Raw genomic sequence first — 17,191 nt, 5'->3', positions numbered from 1 at the left:
GGTGGGGGTTTTTCTTTGGCGCTGTTGCGGTGGCGACCGCCGGTCGCAGCCCGCAACAGGTCACCGCCAGGGGCTTTATCCTGAAACACCCTCACCGGAAACGGTGGGGGTTTTTCTTTGGCGCTGTCGCGGTGGCGACCGCCGGTCGCAGCCCGCAACAGGTCACCGCCAAGGGCTTTATCCTGAAACACCCTCACCGGAAACGGTGGGGGTGTTTCTTTGGCGCTGTTGCGGTGGCGACCGCCGGTCGCAGCCCGCAACAGATCGCGGCCACGCGGGGCAAATTGCCGCAGTGCGGAATACGCGAACGCAACTTCTTGCGGTGATCGCTAGAATCGACCGATTCCTCCCATCACGGAACCGCATGACGACTTCCAACCCAAGCCGCCTCGGCCCCTTGTCGTATCTGATCTTCTCTTCGCGTTGGTTGCAGCTTCCGCTCTACCTGGGCCTGATCGCGGCCCAGGGCATCTACGTCGTGCAGTTCCTGCGCGAGCTGTGGCATCTGGTCTCGACCACGTTGTTCCACAACGGCGTCGACGCCGGCGGGGTGGAAAGCGCCGAGGCCACGATCATGTTGACCGTGCTCGGTTTGATTGATGTGGTGATGATCTCGAACCTGCTGGTGATGGTCATCGTGGGAGGTTACGAGACCTTCGTCTCCCGCCTGCGGCTGGAAGGACATCCGGACCAGCCCGAATGGCTGTCGCACGTGAATGCCACCGTTTTGAAGGTGAAGCTGGCGATGGCGATCATCGGCATCTCCTCGATCCACCTGCTCGCCACATTCATCAAGGCGCGAAACATGGATGGCGAGACGATCATGTGGCAGATCCTGCTGCATCTGACTTTCGTGGTGTCGGCGGTGGCACTCGCGTACATCGACAAGCTGACCCAGCCGGTCGGCAGACACGCCGAAGCACACTGAGCGCGACCGATCGAATCACGACGACCACCCATCGCGCAGGCCAGTTGCTACTCTTGACCGATGGGTTCGCGTGAAGGGACGTGCGGTGGAACAGCGTTACATTTTGGCGATAGACCAGGGGACGACCAGTTCACGCGCGATGCTGTTTGACCGTGCCTGCGCAGTCGTCGGATCGGCGCAACGCGAGTTTCGACAGATCTTTCCGCAGCCCGGCTGGGTCGAACACGACCCGCAGGAGATCATGTCGAGCGTGCTGGCGACGGTGGCCGAGGTTCTGGCCCGGGTGCCGGATGCGGCGACGATGTTGGCCGGCATCGGCATCACCAACCAGCGCGAGACCACCGTGGTGTGGGACCGGCACACCGGCAAGCCGGTCTGCAACGCGATCGTGTGGCAGTCGCGGCAGAGCCTGGCGATCTGCGAGCAGGTGGAAGCGGACGGCTACGCATCACTGGTGCGCGAGAAGACCGGCCTGCTGATCGATGCGTATTTCTCCGGCAGCAAGATTCGCTGGATCCTCGATCACGTCGATGGCGCGCGTGCCCGGGCGGAACGCGGTGACCTGCTGTTCGGCACGATCGACAGCTGGCTGATCTGGAATCTCAGCGGCGGGGCATTGCATGTCACCGACATCAGCAATGCGGCGCGGACGTTGCTGTTCGACATCCACACCTGCCAGTGGGACGACGAGCTGCTGCGCATGCTGGACATCCCGCGCAGCATGTTGCCCCAAGTGCGCCCGTGCAGCGAGGTCTACGGCCATACCGTGGCTTTCCCCGGCGTGCCGGCCGGAGTGCCGATCAGCGGCGTGGCCGGTGATCAGCAGGCGGCGTTGTTCGGCCAGGCCTGCTTCGAGCCGGGCATGGCCAAGAACACCTATGGCACCGGCTGCTTCATGCTGATGAACACGGGTACGCAGGCGGTGCCTTCGCGACACGGCTTGCTGACCACCATTGCGTGGAAGCTGGATGGCGTCGTCGAGTACGCGCTCGAAGGCAGCATCTTCGTCGCCGGCTCGGTGGTGCAGTGGCTGCGCGATGGCTTGCGCATGCTCGAATGTGCCAGTGACTCGCAAGCCTGCGCCGAAAGCGTGGACTCCTGCGAAGGCGTGTACCTGGTGCCGGCCTTCGTCGGTCTTGGAGCGCCGTACTGGCGCAGCGACGTGCGGGGTGCGATGTTCGGCCTGTCGCGGGGCACGCGCAAGGAGCACGTGGTGCGCGCCGCACTTGAATCGATGGCCTACCAGTCGCGCGACGTGTTGTCCGCGATGCAAGCCGACGCAGGCATTCCGCTCAAAGAGTTGCGCGCCGATGGCGGGGCGATCGCCAACGATTTCACGGCGCAGTTCCAGAGCGACATGCTCGGTGTGCCGGTGCTGCGTCCGAAGGTCGTCGAGACCACGGCGCTGGGCGCAGCCTGTCTGGCCGGGCTGGCGGTGGGATTCTGGGAAAGTCGAGCGCAGATAGCGACGTTGTGGCAGATCGATCGGCGCTTCGAACCGCTGATGGCCGAACCCGACCGCGAACGCCTGTATCAGGGCTGGCGCGACGCGGTGCATGCCACCATCGGCTTCCGGATGGCCTGAAAGAAACGAGGCCCCGGCATGCGCGGGGCCTCGTTCTTCGATCGGTGATGGCCGGCTTCAGTCGAGCGCGTAGCCGAACTGGTCCAGGAATTCGGCGGCAAAGTCGGCGTAGCCGAAGCGCTGGTTCTGCGTGCCGGGATGTTCAACCTTGAGTGCACCCATCAGCGAGGCCATGCGACCCACGGTCGGCCAGTCCTTGCCGCGCATGATGCCGAACATCAGCCCGGCGCGATAAGCGTCGCCACAACCCGTGGGGTCGACGATCTGCCGCTCGCGGGCCGGGGGGATATGGTGGGTCTCGCTGCCGACGTGGATGATCGATCCGCGTGGGCCCTGGGTGACGATATACGCGGTCACTCTCTGCGCAATCTCTTCGGCGCTCCAGCCGGTGCGTGTCTGCAGCAGCTGCGACTCGTAATCGTTGACGATCACGTAGGTCGACTTGGTGATCATCGAACGGAACTCTTCGCCGCTGAACAGCGGCATCGCCTGGCCCGGATCGAAGATGAAGGGCACGCCGCGGGCGGCGAACTCGTCGACGTGCTGCAGCATCGCCTCGCGGCCGTCCGGTGCCACGATCGCGAAATCGATGTCGGGGATGTCGCGTACGTGATTTTCCTGGGCGCTGGACATCGCGCCGGGATGAAACGCGGTGATCTGGTTGTTGTCCAGATCCGTGGTGATGAAACATTGCGGCGTGAACTGGTCGTCGAACACGCGCACGCTGTCCAGGCGGATCCCGCACTGCTCCATGTGCGCGCGATACGGCGCAAAATCCTGGCCTACCGCAGCCACCGGCAGCGGATCTCCGCCGAGCAGCTTGAGGTTGTAGGCGATGTTGCCGGCGCAGCCGCCGAACTCGCGCCGCATGCGTGGCACCAGGAACGACACATTCAGGATGTGCATCTGATCGGGCAGGATGTGGTTCTTGAACTGGTCCTGGAACACCATGATGGTGTCGTAGGCCAGCGATCCGCAGATGACGGCAGACATGATGTGCGGGAGCCCCCGGGCAGAAGTGGAAAACCGTATCGCCGCGGGACGGCGCAGGCCGCACCGGACGGCCCCGGTCAAAGGGGCGATCTTAACGCCATCCGCCCGGATTGGCGACTTTCGGCCAGCCATCGAAGCTCAGCTTGCGACGCAGAAAACGTGCTTAGGGTCGTGTTGTAGAAGGATTTCTTAACGTTATTGTCCTTGCGCATGCAGGACACGCTGACTAGACTGGCGAGCTTACTTTTTAACCAGGCCGGACCACGGCGGACCCATGTTCAAGAAGTTTCGCGGGATCTTCTCCAACGACATCTCCATCGACCTCGGCACGGCCAACACGCTGATCTACGTGCGTGGGCAGGGCATCGTGCTGAACGAACCGTCGGTGGTGGCGATCCGCCAGGATCGTGGCCCGGGTGGTCCGCGCACGATCGCCGCAGTCGGTGGCGATGCCAAGCGCATGCTGGGTCGCACGCCGGGCAATATCGCCACCGTGCGTCCGATGAAGGACGGCGTGATCGCCGACTTCACCATGACCGAGGCGATGCTGCAGCACTTCATCAAGCAGGTGCACAAGTCGCGTTTCCTGCGCCCGAGCCCGCGCGTGCTGGTGTGCGTGCCGTGCGGCTCGACCCAGGTCGAGCGCCGCGCGATCAAGGAATCGGCCGAAGGCGCCGGCGCCCGCGACGTGTTCCTGATCGAGGAGCCGATGGCGGCGGCGATCGGCGCCGGCATCCCGGTGCACGAGGCGCGTGGCGCGATGGTGCTGGACATCGGCGGCGGCACCTCCGAGGTCGCGGTGATCTCGCTGAACGGCATCGTCTACTCGCAATCCGTGCGTGTCGGCGGCGATCGCTTCGACGAGGCGATCATCAATTACGTGCGCCGCAACCATGGCACCCTGATCGGCGAATCCACCGCCGAGCGCATCAAGCTGCAGATCGGCTGTGCCTTCCCGCAAGCCGACGTCAAGGAGATCGAGATCTCCGGCCGCAACCTCGCCGAGGGCGTGCCGCGGATGTTCACGATCAACTCCAACGAGATCCTCGAAGCCCTGCACGAGCCGCTGGCCGGCATCGTGGCCGCGGTGAAGTCGGCACTGGAGCAGACTCCGCCGGAACTGTGCTCCGACGTCGCCGAGCGCGGCATCGTGCTCACCGGTGGCGGTGCCCTGCTGCGCGACCTGGACCGGCTGATCTCCGAGGAAACCGGCCTGCATGTGCAGGTGGCGGACGACCCCCTGACCTGCGTGGCGCGTGGCGGCGGCAAGGCGCTGGAGCTGATCGATCAGCACGGCAGCGACTTCTTCGCACCCGAATAAGGCGAGAGCCTGCTCATGGCGCGTGCGCGCGACGAATCCTCGCCGCTGTTCGCCGGCAATGCCGCGGGAACCCTGCGGCTGATCGTCTACCTGGCGCTGGCCATGGTGCTGATGGTGCTGGACCATCGCAATGGCTGGCTGTGGCGGCTGCGCGATACCGCGTCAGCCGTGGTCGAGCCGGTGTACCGCCTGGCTGGCCTGCCTGCCGTCGGGGTGCGCACGATGAGCGTGGCCTTCGCCGATCGCCAGCGTCTTACCGAACAGAACCAGCGTCTGCGCGAAGACCTGTTGCTGGCGAACGCCAAGCTCAACCGCATGGCGGCCGTGGCGGAACAGAACCAGCGCCTGAAGGAATTGCTGGACACGCAGCACAGCCTCGATCTCAACGTGCAGCTGGCGCGGGTGATCGGCGTGGATCTCGGCGCATATCGCTACCAGCTGACCCTGAACATGGGCGCCCGCGACGGTGTCCGGCCGGGCCAGCCGGTGATCGATGCCCACGGCGTGATGGGGCAGGTCAAGGAAGTTCTGCCGACCACCTCGGTGGTGATGCTGATCACCGATCCGGCCCATGCGATTCCGGTGGTGGTCGAGCGCACCGGCCTGCGCACCGTGGCCTACGGTTCCCGCGACGGCGACGAGCTGGCGCTGCCCACCATCCCGCTGGCGGCGGACGTGCGCGTCGGTGACAAGCTGCTCACCTCGGGCCTCGGTGGTCGCTTCCCGCCCGGCTTCCCGGTCGGCGACGTGCGCTCGGTGGCGCCAGCGCCCACCGGCATGTTCCTGGTCGCGCTGGCGAAGCCGGCGGCGGACATCGACCGCAGCGAGGACGTGCTGCTGCTGCATGACCAAGCCGAGCCGGATGGCCCGCCCGCACCGGTCAAGCCGATGGGCCCGCCCAGCCAGCTGGCGCCTGGCGCCAGTGTCGGCGCACCGGCTGCGGCCGGCGAGGTGAAGCCATGAGCCGGCAACGCCTGAGCCAGTGGTGGTTTGCCGGCACCCTGGTGTTCGCCCTGCTGTCGATGCTGGTGCCCTTGCCCGGCGTGCTGGAGCCGTTCAAGCCGTACTGGCCGGCGCTGTTCCTGCTGTACTGGTCGCTGGAATCGGAGGACCGGGTCACCCTGGGGCTGGCTTTCATGATCGGACTCGGCGCCGACCTGCTCAACGGCGTGGTGCTGGGCGAACAGGCATTGCGCCTGTGCGCGCTGGTCTTCATCGCCCTGCGTTTCCGTTCGCGGCTGCGCTTTTTCCCGATGTGGCAGCAGGCGCTGGCCGTGCTCGCGCTATTGTTGAACGACCGCATCCTGCTGTTGCTGGTGCGGCTGCTGGCCGGCGCCTCGCTGCCGCCGGCCAGCTGGTGGATTTCACCCTTCGTCGGCGCCGCCTTGTGGCCGTTCCTGTTCCTGCTGCTCGACGATCTGCGCGCACGGCTGCGGATCCAATGAGACATGAACCAGTGACATGAAGATCCGGCGATCGATCAAGGACCCGCGTGGCGAAAGCCTGCTGTTCAGGCGTCGCGCCGCGGCTGCCTTCGTGCTGATCCTGCTGGGCCTGTGTCTGCTGCTGGTGCGCTTTGCCTACCTGCAGGTGGCGCACCACGAGGAATTCGTCACCCGCTCGCAGAACAACCGGGTCAAGCCGCGGGCGATTCCCCCGGCGCGCGGCCTGATCTACGACCGCAACGGCGTGTTGCTGGCCGACAACGTGCCGGCGTTCCGGCTGGAAGTGGTGCCCGAGCAGGTCAAGGACATGCCGGCATTGCTGGAGCAGCTGGGCCACGTGGTGCCGCTGGACCGGGACGATCTGGACGCCTTCCACAAGCAGCTCAGGCAGAGCCGGCGCTTCGAGAGCGTGCCGCTGAAACTGCGCCTGACCGAGGACGAGATCGACCGCTTTGCGGTCAACCGCTGGCGCTTCCCCGGCGTGGACGTGGTGCCGTACCTGACCCGGCGTTATCCGCTGGGCGCAATGTTCGCCCATGTCGTGGGCTATGTCGGGCGCATCGACGCCGACGACGTGGATCGCCTCGATCCGGTCCGCTACAAGGGCACCAGCCACGTCGGCCGCAGCGGCATCGAGCGGTCCTACGAAGACATGCTGCACGGCACGCCGGGCTACGAGCTGCTGGAGGTGAACGCCGACGGCCGCACCCAGCGCGTGCTGGAAACGCATGCGCCCAAGCCGGGCAAGAACCTCTACCTCAGCATCGACATGCGCCTGCAGAAGGCCGCCGAAGAGGCGTTCGCCGGCCGGCCCGGCGCCGCGGTGGCGATTGATCCGCGCAATGGCCAGGTGCTGGCGATGGTCAGCGTGCCCACCTTCGATCCCAACCTGTTCGTCAACGGCATCAGCCAGGCCGACTACAGCGCGTTGACCAACGATCCGGAGAAGCCGCTCTACAACCGGGCGCTGCGTGGCGTCTATCCGCCAGGCTCCACCGTCAAGCCGCTGGTCGGCCTGGCTGGCCTGGAGAGCGGCCTGCGTACGCCACAGGACACCGTGGTTTCCACCGGCGTGTTCTACATTCCCGGCCAGGCCCGCGGCTATCGCGACGACCAGCGCGGCGGCGTGGGGCGCGTGGACCTGGCCGGTGCGATCGAGCAGTCGGTCAACACCTACTTCTACAAGCTCGCCCTGGACATGGGCATCGACAAGCTCAGTGCCTACATGGCCGAGTTCGGCTTCGGCAAGCCGACCGGGATCGACCTGATCGGCGAATCTGCGGGCGTGCTGCCCTCGCGCGAATGGAAAGCCGCCAACTCCAGACAACCCTGGTATCCCGGAGAAACGGTCATCGCCGGCATCGGCCAGGGCTTCTGGGCGGTGACGCCGCTGCAGCTCGGCCATGCGATCGCCACCTTTGCCGGTCATGGCATTCCCTACACCCCACGGCTGGTGATGGCGACCCGCGATGGCGTCAACGCGCCGCTGCAGCCACTGGCCAACCCGCCCAGCGGACCGTCGGTGATTCGCAAGCCGGCCGATTGGGATGCCGTCAACCTGGGCATGGAGCGGGTGATGTATGGCGAGCGGGGCACCGGACGCACGCTGGTGGCCGGCTTCCCCTACCGCCTGGCCGGCAAGAGCGGCACCGCGGAGCGTTACTCGCGCACCACCAATGCCTACGACGACCGCAGCAACCTGGCCTATCTGGCCAGCCGCAACCGCGCCTGGTTCGAGGTCTACGCGCCCGCGGACAACCCGCAGATCGCGGTGGCCGTGCTGCTGGAATCCGGCGCGTGGGGCGCCAGCTCGGCCGGCCCGATCGCCCGCCAGATCCTCGACGCGTGGCTCGCCTCGCACGGCGGCGTGATTCCCGACGCGGAACGCCTGCCGGTATCGAACGCCGCGCCGGCGAGCGCTCCCGCCGAGGTCCCGAACGACGAACCGGTCGAAGACATCCCGGCCCAGGCCACCTCAAGCGGGGACACGCCATGATCGAGGTGCTCTACGCGCGTGGCCGGCGCTTCCTGCGGCGGATACTGACCCGGCCCCGGATCGACCTGCCGCTGGCGCTGGGCCTGTTCGTGCTGGCGATCGCCGGACTGGTCACGCTGTACAGCGCCGGCGACGCCAACCTGTCCCTGGTCGGCGGCCAGGCCGGTCGCTTCGTGCTGGGCGCAGGCCTGCTGCTGCTGGTGTCGCGCATCCCGCCTTCGGTGCTGCGCAGCTGGACGCCGTGGTTGTATGGCGGCAGCACTGCGTTGCTGGTGGTGGTGGCGATCCTCGGCGAGGGGCGTGGCTCGATCCGCTGGCTCGACCTCGGCTTCATGCGTTTCCAGCCGTCCGAACTGCTCAAGCTGACCATGCCGATGATGGTCGCCTGGTACCTGCACCCGCGCCAGTTGCCGCCGGGCTGGAAGGACATCGCCGTGGTCGGCCTGCTGATCGCGATCCCGGCCGGGCTGATCGCCGAGCAACCGGACCTGGGCACCGCGGTGCTGGTGACGGCTGCCGGCGCGTTCGCGCTGTTCCTGTCCGGCATGGCGTGGTGGCGGATCGGCCTGCTGGTCGGCGCGGTCGCCGGCATGATCCCGGTCGGCTGGCACTTCCTGCACCAGTACCAGCGCGACCGCGTGCTGACCCTGCTCAATCCCGAATCCGATCCGCTGGGCAACGGCTGGCACATCATCCAGTCGCAGATCGCGGTGGGCTCCGGCGGCGTCTTCGGCAAGGGCTGGCAACACAGCACGCAGTCGCGGCTGGACTTCCTGCCCGAGCACACCACCGACTTCATCTTCGCGGTGTTCTCCGAGGAGTTCGGCCTGATCGGCGTGTGCGCGCTGGTGGCGCTGTACGCCTTCATCATCGGCCGCTGCCTGTGGATCGCGATGGAGGCGCGCGATACCTACTCGCGCCTGCTGGCCGGCGCGATCGGCATGAGCTTCTTCGTCTACGTCTTCGTCAACGGCGGCATGGTCGCCGGCATGCTGCCGGTGGTCGGCGTGCCGATGCCGATGATCAGCTACGGCGGCACCTCGGCCGTCTCGCTGCTGACCGGCTTCGGCGTGCTGATGTCGATCCACGCCAACCGCAAGACGCATCTCTGAACCTCGCCAGCGCATCGTCCCGTGCGTGCCCGAAGTTGCGCGCGCCTGCGTGTTAGGCTTTCGTGGACATGGCAATTCCGTGAGCGAAACCACAACATGACAGCCACGCCTGCGCCGCGCCCGGCCCGTTTTCTCGCCGTCCTCAGCCTGTTGTGGGTGGCCTCGCTGACGCCGGTGCTGGCGGCCACCCATCCCGGCCAGGCCGAACTGGTGCGCGAGGTGGCGCGGGAAACCGGCAAGAGTCCGCAGGCGCTGAATGCGTTGCTGGACGGCGCCAAGATGCAGCAGGGCATCCTCGATGCGATCAGCCGGCCGGCGGAGGGCAAGCCGTGGAAGGACTACCGGCCGATCTTCCTCACCGACAAGCGCATCGACGATGGCGTGGCCTTCTATCGCGAGCATCGTGCGCTGCTGGATCAGATCGGCAGGCAGTACGGCGTGGCGCCGCAATACATCGTGGCCATCGTGGGCGTGGAGACCAGTTACGGCGGCAACACCGGCAAGTACAAGGTGCTCGACGCACTGGTCACGCTGGGTCTGTACTACCCGCCGCGGGCGAAGTTCTTCCGCGAGCAGCTGAAGGAATTGCTGAGCCTGCCGGACAACCACCTGGCCGGCCCGCTGGACACGCTCACCGGCTCGTATGCCGGCGCCCAGGGCTGGGGCCAGTTCATGCCCACCAGCATCCGCGATTTCGCGGTGGACGCGGACCAGGATGGCCATATCGATCTGCAGAACTCGCTGCCGGACATCTTCGCCAGCGTGGCCAATTACTTCGTGAAACACGGCTGGGTCACCGGTGGTCCGGTGGCGGCGCGCGCGCAGCCGGATGCATCGGCAACACCGCTCACGGTGACCGACACCAAACCGACCTGGCCACTGGAGCAACTGGAGGCGTGGGGCTATGCGCCGCTGCAACCGCTGTCGCCGGCCGAACCCAGCAGCCTGCAGACGCTGGAAGGCCCGAACGGGCCGGAATACTGGTTCACCTTCCAGAACTTCTACGTGATCACCCGCTACAACCGCAGCCCGCTGTACGCGATGGCGGTGAACCAGCTGGCGCAGGCCATCGAGGCTGGCGTCGGCCCGGCGGAAGCGGCGCGATGAGGCTGGCCCGCGTCGCGCTGGTGCTGGCGGCGGGCCTGCTGCTGGCCGCGTGCGGAGGCCACCGCACGAAGCCCGCTCATCGCGACGGTCATTCGCGGACGTCGCCGTCGAGCCCGTCCCGGACCTCCGGTGACGACCGCTTCGAGGACGACCTCAGCAAGCCGCAGGGCAGCCGCTACCGCGACGGCGAGGACAGCGTGCCGCCGCCACTGGACGTCAGCAAGCTGGTCGAGCCGGTGCCGAAGGTCGAGCCGCGCTCGCTGTATGGCAACAAGTCGCCGTACAGCGTGCGCGGAAAAAGCTATCGCGTGCTGCCCAGCGCGCGCGGCTACGACGAGCGCGGCATCGCCTCGTTCTATGGCAACAAGTTCCACGGCTACAAGACCTCCAGCCTGGAAACCTACGACATGTATGCGTTCAGCGCCGCCAGCACCACGCTGCCGCTGCCCAGCTATGCACGGGTGACCAATCTCGAGACCGGCAAGAGCGTGATCGTGCGGGTCAACGACCGCGGCCCGTTCCACGACAACCGGCTGATCGACCTGTCCTACGCCGCTGCGGTGAAGATCGGCATCTGGCCCAAGGGCACCGGCCTGGTCGAGGTGCAGGGCATCGACCCGTCCCGGCCCGGCAAGGAACTGCCGCCGGCGCCCGTGGTCACAGGCTCACATCCCGGCATCTACCTGCAGATTGGCGCGTTCGCCGACGCGGACAACGCCAACCGCCTGGCCCAGCGCCTGCGCCAGGCCAACCTCGGCGCGGTGCAGGTCACCGACGCGGTGATCAACGGCCAGCGCGTGCGTCGGGTGCGGGTCGGGCCGCTGGCCAGCGTCGATCGCGCCGACCAGGTCAGCAGCCGGATCGAAGGCATGGGTCTGCCCCGGCCGCAGGTCGCGGTAGACTGAGCAGGATTTGCGCAACCTTTTCCACCTTGATCGACGCCTGCGACGTCGAACGCCAGACACCGGACTGAACAACACGATGAATTTCTTCCGCCGCACCCTGCTTCCGCTTGCCGCCGTCACCCTGCTGGTCGGCGTCGCCGTTGCCCAGACCCCGCCGCGTCCGTCACCGGTGCCGCGTCCGGTGGTGCCGGAGGCGCCGGTGCCGCCGCCGCCGGACGTCGACGGCAAGAGCTGGGTGCTGATGGATTACGCCACCGGCCAGATCCTGGCCAGCAAGGAGCCGGACCTGCGGCTGGAGCCGGCATCGATCACCAAGATCATGACCGACTACGTGGTCTCGGCCGAGGTCGCCAATGGCAAGGTGCACATGACCGACCCGGTGACCATCAGCGAAAACGCCTGGCGTGGCGGTGGCGCGGGCACCGACGGCTCCACCAGCTTCATGAAGCTCAACAGCCAGGTGCCGCTGAAGGACCTGCTGTACGGCATGATCATCCAGTCCGGCAATGACGCGGCGATCGCGCTGGCCGAACACACCGCCGGCTCCGAGCAGGCCTTCGCCGGCCTGATGAACGCCTATGCCAGGCAACTCGGCATGGTGAACTCCAACTTCGAGAACGCCTCCGGTTATCCGATCGCCAACCACTACACCACCGCGCACGACGTGGCGATCCTGTCGCGCGCGCTGATCCACGACTTCCCCGAGGACTACGCGATCTCCGCGGTGAAGGAATTCGAGTGGAACGGCATCAAGCAGCACAACCGCAACACCCTGTTGTGGCGCGATCCCAGCGTGGACGGCATCAAGACCGGCCACACCGCCGCCGCCGGCTACTGCCTGGCCGCCTCGGCCAAGCAGGGCGAGTCGCGGATGATCGCGATCGTGATGGGTGCCAGCAGCGAGAAGGCGCGCGCCGATTCGGCGATGGCCCTGCTCAACTACGGCTTCCGTTTCTACGAGACCCACAAGCTGTATGAAGCCGGCAAGCCGCTGGCCACGCCGAAGCTGTGGAAGGGTGCGTCCAACCAGTTGCCGCTCGGAGTGAACGAGAACGTGCAGGTCACCGTCAAGCGCGGCCAGTACGACCAGTTGAAGGCCACCATGGACATCCCCGCCACCCTGGTCGCGCCGTTCACCAAGGGTCAGCAGGTGGGCACGCTGCACATCACGCTGGACGGCAAGCCGGTGCAGAACGTGCCGCTGGTGGTGCTGGCCGATGCGCCGCAGGGTGGCTTCTTCTCGCGCCTGTGGGACAGCATCCTGTTGTGGTTCCACAGCGACAAGAAGGCCGACGCCGCGGCGCCGGCCAAGGGCACGGACGCGAAGTAATGCAGCCGATCGACTTCACCAGGGCGAAAGAGGAAGGCAAGGGTTTCGAATTCCCCGGCGAGTTCGAGATCACCGCGGTGGGCAAGTCCAGCGCGAACCTGCCGACCCATGTGCCGCAGCTGCTGGAGCGCGCCGGCCTGCGCGTGCTGCATGAGACCGTGCGGCACCGGCACTCCGGCGCCGGCAACTACGTCTCGGTCACGGTCAGCTTCCACTGCGAGAACCGCGAGCAGTACGAGGCGGCGCACCACGCGCTGCGCGGTGATCCGGACATCCGGTACACGATGTGAGAGCCGGGAACAGGGAATCGGGAACAGGGAATTGAACAGCAGCCATTCCGTGTCCTGCACGCTCATCCACGCATGAAGATCCACGCAATTCCAATCCTCCCGTGACCGACGATTCCCCATTCCCCATTCCCGATTCCCGGCCGCTGAAAATCCGACGGCTCGGTCGCCAGCCCTACGCGGCGACCTGGCGGGCGATGAGTGCGTTCACCGACAACCGCACCGCCGACACGCCGGACGAGCTGTGGCTGCTGGAGCATGACCCGGTGTTCACCCTGGGCCAGGCCGGCAAGATGGAGCACGTGCTGGCGCCAGGCGACATCCCGGTGATTCCGGTCGATCGCGGCGGCCAGGTGACCTATCACGGCCCGGGTCAGATCGTCGGCTACCCGCTGATCGACCTGCGCCGGATCGGGGTGGGCGTGCGCGAGCTGGTCCACCGGATCGAGCAGTCGCTGATCGACACGCTGGCGCACTGGAACGTCAACGCCTCGCGCCGCGAAGGCGCGCCGGGTGTCTACGTGGGCGCGGCCAAGGTCGCCGCGCTGGGTCTGCGCGTGCGCCGCGGCTGCAGCTTCCACGGGCTGGCCTTCAACGTGGCCATGGACCTGGAGCCGTTTCACCGCATCAACCCTTGCGGTTACAAGGATCTGGCGGTCACGCAACTGCTAGACTTGGGCGGCCCTTCAAGCCTGGCCACGGTCGAGGACGTGCTGGTGGCGCAGTTCTGTCGCCAGTTCGGTTTCGTCGCCGAGCCCGCAGCTTCCCTATTACCCGAACTCCCCGCGCGCGCGGCGGTCTGAGCTTTCTACATGAGCGAATCAACCACATCGTCGACCCGGGTCATCCCGATCACCGTGGTCGGCAACGCCCCGGCCGGTGAAAAGCAGCTGGGCAACGACAAGATCGCGCTGAACCGCGCCGGCTTCGACACCGCCGTGCCGACCCTGCGCAAGCCGTCGTGGATCCGGGTGCGCCTGCCCCAGGGCAACGCGGTGCAGCAGCTGAAGGCGCGCCTGCGCGAGAACTCGCTGGTCACCGTGTGCGAGGAAGCGTCCTGCCCGAACATCCACGAATGCTTCAGCAAGGGCACCGCCACGTTCATGATCCTGGGCGAGGTGTGCACCCGGCGCTGCTCGTTCTGCGACGTGGCGCACGGGCGGCCGCTGCCGCCGGACACGCTGGAGCCGGCGCGACTGGCCGAGACCATCCGCGACATGCGCCTGAAGTACGTGGTGATCACCTCGGTCGACCGCGACGACCTGCGCGACGGCGGCGCCGAGCATTTCGCCGCCTGCATCCGCGCCACGCGCCACGCCAGCCCGAACATCCGCATCGAGATCCTCACCCCCGACTTCCGCGGCAAGGGCCGCATGGAACGCGCGCTGGAAGTGCTGAAGGACTTCCCGCCGGACGTGTTCAACCACAATCTGGAAACCGTGCCGCACCTGTACCGCGAAGTGCGCCCGGGCGCCGACTACCAGTGGTCGCTGGACCTGCTCAAGCGCTTCAAGGCGCAGCATCCCGACGTGCCGACCAAGTCCGGCATCATGCTGGGCCTCGGCGAGACCTACGACCAGGTGATCGAGACGTTGCGCGATTTACGCGCCCATGACGTCGAGATGATCACCATCGGCCAGTACCTGCAGCCCACGCCCCACCATCATCCGGTGGTGCGCTACTGGACCCCCGAAGAATTCGACATGCTGCGCGAAGCCGGTGAGGCGATGGGCTTCCATCACGTCGCCTCCGGTCCGCTGGTACGTTCGTCCTACCACGCCGACCTGCAGGCCCATGCAGCCGGTGTCACCGAGTCAGCCTGAGAGCCTCCATGAAATTTCGCCCCGCGCTGTTCCTGCTGCTAGCCCTTGCCGCCACCGGCGCCCAGGCGCAGTCCGCTGCCGACATGGGCGCGGGCAAGCCGCGCAAGGCAGCCACCTGGCCGCTGACCTCCACCCCGGAGGAGGCGCAGGCCGCGCAGCTGTCGGCGCGCTTCCTGACCCGCTTCCACTACGATGCGCAGCCGCTGGACGACGCGATGTCGGCGCGCATCTACAACGCCTACTTCAAGTTGCTGGACAGCGAGAAGGTGTTCTTCACCCAGGCCGACATGGCGCAGTTCGCACCCAGCAAGACCAAGCTGGACGACGCGATCTGGAACCAGGACCTGTCCGCGCCGTTCGCCATCTTCAACGCCTACGTGCAGCGCGCCGTGGAGCGGATGACCTACGCCCGCGGCCTGCTCAAGCAGGGCTTCGACTTCTCCGCCGAGCAGAGCTACACCTTCGACCGCGAACACGCCGACTGGCCGAAGGACCAGGCCGAGCTCGACGAGCTGTGGCGCAAGCGCACCATGAACGACTGGCTGCGCCTGAAGCTGGCCGGCCAGGACGACGCGGACATCCGCAAGACGCTGGACAAGCGTTACGCCGCCTACATCGAGCGGATCAGGCAGCTCGACGGGCAGGATGCGTTCCAGACCTTCATGACCGCGTATGCCGAAACCACCGACCCGCACACCGACTACCTCGGCCCGCGCGCGGCGGAGAACTTCGACATCTCGATGAAGCTGTCGCTGGAAGGCATCGGCGCGGTGCTGCAGGCGCGTGACGACTACACCCAGATCCGCGAGCTGGTGCCCGCCGGTCCGGCCGGCAAGTCCGGCAAGATCCAGGTCGGCGATCGCATCGTCGGCGTCGGCCAGGGCGACAACGGCCCGATCGTCGACGTGATCGGCTGGCGCCTCGACGACGTGGTCAACCGCATCCGCGGCAAGAAGGACACCGTGGTGCGGCTGGAAATCCTGCCCGCCGACGCCGGCGTGGACGGCAAGCACGAGATCGTCACCCTGGTGCGCAAGAAGGTCAGCATCGAGGAGCAGGCGGCGAAGAAGAAGGTCGTCGAGATCAAGGACGGCGGGGTCACCCGCAAGATCGGCGTGATCGACCTGCCCACCTTCTATTCCGACTTCGGTGCGCGCAGCGCCGGCGACAAGAACTTCAAGAGCGCCACCCGCGACGTGGCCCGCCTGCTCGGCGAGCTGAAGCAGGAAGGCGTGCAGGGCGTGGTGGTCGACCTGCGCAACAATGGCGGTGGCTCGCTGGCCGAGGCCAACTCGCTGACCGGCCTGTTCATCGACAAGGGCCCGGTGGTGCAGGTGCGCGACTCCAAGGGCCAGGTCGAGCAGCAGGGCGACGACGACCCGGGCATGGTGTGGAGCGGCCCGCTGGCGGTGCTGGTCAACCGCGGCACCGCGTCCGCCTCGGAAATCTTCTCCGCGGCGATCCAGGACTACCACCGCGGCCTGATCATCGGCGAGCCCACCTTCGGCAAGGGCACCGTGCAGAATCTGGTCGACCTGGACCGCTTCGCCCAGAGCGACGACGAGAAGCCGCAGCTCGGCGAGCTGAAGATGACCATCCAGGAGTTCTTCCGCATCAACGGCGGCTCCACCCAGCTGAAGGGCGTCACCCCCGACATCGCGTTCCCGAAGAACGGCGACGAGAAGGACTTCGGCGAATCCACCTACGAGAACGCGCTGAAGTGGACCCAGATCGCGCCGGCCGACTACCAGGTGGTGGCGAATTTCGCCGACTACCTGCCGCGGCTGGAGAAGCTGCACGCCGATCGCGTGGCGCAGTCGCCGGCGTGGAAGCTGATGCTGGACGAACTGGCCCAGTACCGCACGATGCGGGCGAAAACATCGATCTCGCTGAACCTCGCCACCCGGGAAGCCGAGCGCAAGAAGCTGGAGGCGATCCAGGCCGACTTCCGCGCGCGGCACAAGGCCATCGACGGCACCGACGCCTCGCTCGCCGACGAGGCCAGCAGCCTGGACGACGGGCTGAACGCGAACGAGCGCAGCCTGAAGAGCGAGCTGAAGCAGGAGAAGGACGCCAAGAAGGCCAAGGACGTGCAGCTCAACGAAACGGCGCACATCCTGTTCGACGCGATCGGCATGATCAAGGCCGATCCGAAACTGGCCAGTGAAGTGCTGCCTTATGGCGGCAAGTCGGGCGTCAGCGTGGTGAATGCCCAGCCGGACGAGTCCGGCGTGCTGCAGCAGCACTGAGAGGTTGAGAGTTTTCCAATCTCTCAGGTCGGCCAGGCACGGCCGACCGCGGATCGGTCACGCCAGTGACTGATCCGCGTGAGCACGTCCGGGCATGTACCGGACGTGCG

The 17,191-nt window shown here is 66.7% G+C and carries 16 protein-coding genes; 15 read left to right on the top strand and 1 reads right to left on the bottom strand.

Going from position 1 to position 17,191, the window contains the following annotated elements:
* From UU7_RS19035 to glpK, 3 genes are all read left to right on the top strand, one after another.
* The coding region (locus UU7_RS19035; RefSeq protein ID WP_007810455.1) for a hypothetical protein at nucleotides 1-326 on the top strand (326 nt) is incomplete at its 5' end.
* A 38-nt stretch (nucleotides 327-364) separates the two neighbouring features.
* Complete coding sequence (locus tag UU7_RS16775) at nucleotides 365-928, top strand: TIGR00645 family protein (protein WP_007810454.1); 564 nt, start codon at nucleotides 365-367, stop codon at nucleotides 926-928.
* Nucleotides 929-1,013: 85 nt separating this feature from the next.
* A complete protein-coding gene (gene glpK, locus UU7_RS16770; RefSeq protein WP_007810452.1) occupies nucleotides 1,014-2,513 on the top strand; it encodes a glycerol kinase GlpK in 1,500 nt (499 codons plus the stop codon).
* 57 nt (nucleotides 2,514-2,570) lie between these two features.
* Here the strand turns inward: glpK and UU7_RS16765 are convergent, their stop codons facing one another.
* Nucleotides 2,571-3,506: a carbohydrate kinase family protein gene (locus UU7_RS16765; RefSeq protein WP_007810450.1), complete on the bottom strand. Its 936-nt coding sequence runs from the start codon at nucleotides 3,504-3,506 to the stop codon at nucleotides 2,571-2,573.
* Nucleotides 3,507-3,780: 274 nt separating this feature from the next.
* Here UU7_RS16765 and UU7_RS16760 point away from each other — a divergent pair, with 274 nt between their 5' ends.
* The 12 genes from UU7_RS16760 (at nucleotide 3,781) to UU7_RS16705 (ending at nucleotide 17,081) form a co-directional block, all read left to right on the top strand.
* Nucleotides 3,781-4,827, top strand: coding sequence for a rod shape-determining protein (locus tag UU7_RS16760; protein WP_007810448.1), 1,047 nt, complete (start codon nucleotides 3,781-3,783; stop codon nucleotides 4,825-4,827).
* Nucleotides 4,828-4,842: 15 nt separating this feature from the next.
* Nucleotides 4,843-5,790, top strand: a complete 948-nt coding sequence (gene mreC, locus UU7_RS16755; protein ID WP_007810446.1) for a rod shape-determining protein MreC — start codon at nucleotides 4,843-4,845, stop codon at nucleotides 5,788-5,790.
* Complete coding sequence (mreD, locus tag UU7_RS16750) at nucleotides 5,787-6,272, top strand: rod shape-determining protein MreD (RefSeq protein ID WP_007810444.1); 486 nt, start codon at nucleotides 5,787-5,789, stop codon at nucleotides 6,270-6,272. The genes mreC and mreD overlap by 4 nt, the downstream gene beginning before the upstream one ends.
* A 16-nt stretch (nucleotides 6,273-6,288) precedes the next feature.
* Entirely contained in the window at nucleotides 6,289-8,268 is a 1,980-nt protein-coding gene (mrdA, locus tag UU7_RS16745; protein WP_007810442.1) for a penicillin-binding protein 2, read from the top strand.
* Complete coding sequence (gene rodA, locus UU7_RS16740; protein ID WP_007810440.1) at nucleotides 8,265-9,380, top strand: rod shape-determining protein RodA; 1,116 nt, start codon at nucleotides 8,265-8,267, stop codon at nucleotides 9,378-9,380. The genes mrdA and rodA overlap by 4 nt, the downstream gene beginning before the upstream one ends.
* 96 nt (nucleotides 9,381-9,476) lie before the next feature.
* On the top strand, nucleotides 9,477-10,487 hold the full coding sequence (mltB, locus tag UU7_RS16735) for a lytic murein transglycosylase B (RefSeq protein WP_007810439.1): 1,011 nt from the start codon (nucleotides 9,477-9,479) through the stop codon (nucleotides 10,485-10,487).
* Nucleotides 10,484-11,392, top strand: coding sequence for a septal ring lytic transglycosylase RlpA family protein (locus UU7_RS16730; RefSeq protein WP_007810438.1), 909 nt, complete (start codon nucleotides 10,484-10,486; stop codon nucleotides 11,390-11,392). The genes mltB and UU7_RS16730 overlap by 4 nt, the downstream gene beginning before the upstream one ends.
* Before the next feature lie 76 nt (nucleotides 11,393-11,468).
* Nucleotides 11,469-12,722 carry a D-alanyl-D-alanine carboxypeptidase family protein gene (locus UU7_RS16725; RefSeq protein ID WP_007810437.1) on the top strand — a complete coding sequence of 418 codons (1,254 nt, stop codon included), beginning with the start codon at nucleotides 11,469-11,471 and terminating at the stop codon, nucleotides 12,720-12,722.
* A complete protein-coding gene (locus tag UU7_RS16720) occupies nucleotides 12,722-13,012 on the top strand; it encodes a YbeD family protein (protein WP_007810436.1) in 291 nt (96 codons plus the stop codon). Before UU7_RS16725 ends, UU7_RS16720 begins: the two co-directional genes overlap by 1 nt.
* A 143-nt stretch (nucleotides 13,013-13,155) precedes the next feature.
* On the top strand, nucleotides 13,156-13,812 hold the full coding sequence (gene lipB, locus UU7_RS16715) for a lipoyl(octanoyl) transferase LipB (protein WP_083846020.1): 657 nt from the start codon (nucleotides 13,156-13,158) through the stop codon (nucleotides 13,810-13,812).
* Nucleotides 13,813-13,821: 9 nt separating this feature from the next.
* Nucleotides 13,822-14,832, top strand: a complete 1,011-nt coding sequence (lipA, locus tag UU7_RS16710) for a lipoyl synthase (protein ID WP_007810434.1) — start codon at nucleotides 13,822-13,824, stop codon at nucleotides 14,830-14,832.
* A gap of 8 nt (nucleotides 14,833-14,840) precedes the next feature.
* On the top strand, nucleotides 14,841-17,081 hold the full coding sequence (locus tag UU7_RS16705) for a carboxy terminal-processing peptidase (RefSeq protein ID WP_007810433.1): 2,241 nt from the start codon (nucleotides 14,841-14,843) through the stop codon (nucleotides 17,079-17,081).
* Nucleotides 17,082-17,191: the final 110 nt, after the last annotated feature.

The sequence above is a fragment of the Rhodanobacter spathiphylli B39 genome (assembly GCF_000264295.1).
Classification (GTDB): domain Bacteria; phylum Pseudomonadota; class Gammaproteobacteria; order Xanthomonadales; family Rhodanobacteraceae; genus Rhodanobacter; species Rhodanobacter spathiphylli.
The sequence above is the reverse complement of the archived record's forward strand: the minus strand, read 5'-3'. Positions and strand labels throughout refer to the sequence as shown.

Excerpts from the sequence above, each read along its gene's own strand:
- UU7_RS16775 (WP_007810454.1), top strand. The coding sequence starts at position 365 with ATGACGACTTCCAACCCAAGCCGCCTCGGCCCCTTGTCGTATCTGATC.
- UU7_RS16765 (WP_007810450.1), bottom strand. The coding sequence starts at position 3,506 with ATGTCTGCCGTCATCTGCGGATCGCTGGCCTACGACACCATCATGGTG.
- UU7_RS16760 (WP_007810448.1), top strand. The coding sequence starts at position 3,781 with ATGTTCAAGAAGTTTCGCGGGATCTTCTCCAACGACATCTCCATCGAC.
- mreC (WP_007810446.1), top strand. The coding sequence starts at position 4,843 with ATGGCGCGTGCGCGCGACGAATCCTCGCCGCTGTTCGCCGGCAATGCC.
- mreD (WP_007810444.1), top strand. The coding sequence starts at position 5,787 with ATGAGCCGGCAACGCCTGAGCCAGTGGTGGTTTGCCGGCACCCTGGTG.
- mrdA (WP_007810442.1), top strand. The coding sequence starts at position 6,289 with ATGAAGATCCGGCGATCGATCAAGGACCCGCGTGGCGAAAGCCTGCTG.
- rodA (WP_007810440.1), top strand. The coding sequence starts at position 8,265 with ATGATCGAGGTGCTCTACGCGCGTGGCCGGCGCTTCCTGCGGCGGATA.
- mltB (WP_007810439.1), top strand. The coding sequence starts at position 9,477 with ATGACAGCCACGCCTGCGCCGCGCCCGGCCCGTTTTCTCGCCGTCCTC.
- UU7_RS16730 (WP_007810438.1), top strand. The coding sequence starts at position 10,484 with ATGAGGCTGGCCCGCGTCGCGCTGGTGCTGGCGGCGGGCCTGCTGCTG.
- UU7_RS16725 (WP_007810437.1), top strand. The coding sequence starts at position 11,469 with ATGAATTTCTTCCGCCGCACCCTGCTTCCGCTTGCCGCCGTCACCCTG.
- UU7_RS16720 (WP_007810436.1), top strand. The coding sequence starts at position 12,722 with ATGCAGCCGATCGACTTCACCAGGGCGAAAGAGGAAGGCAAGGGTTTC.
- lipA (WP_007810434.1), top strand. The coding sequence starts at position 13,822 with ATGAGCGAATCAACCACATCGTCGACCCGGGTCATCCCGATCACCGTG.
- UU7_RS16705 (WP_007810433.1), top strand. The coding sequence starts at position 14,841 with ATGAAATTTCGCCCCGCGCTGTTCCTGCTGCTAGCCCTTGCCGCCACC.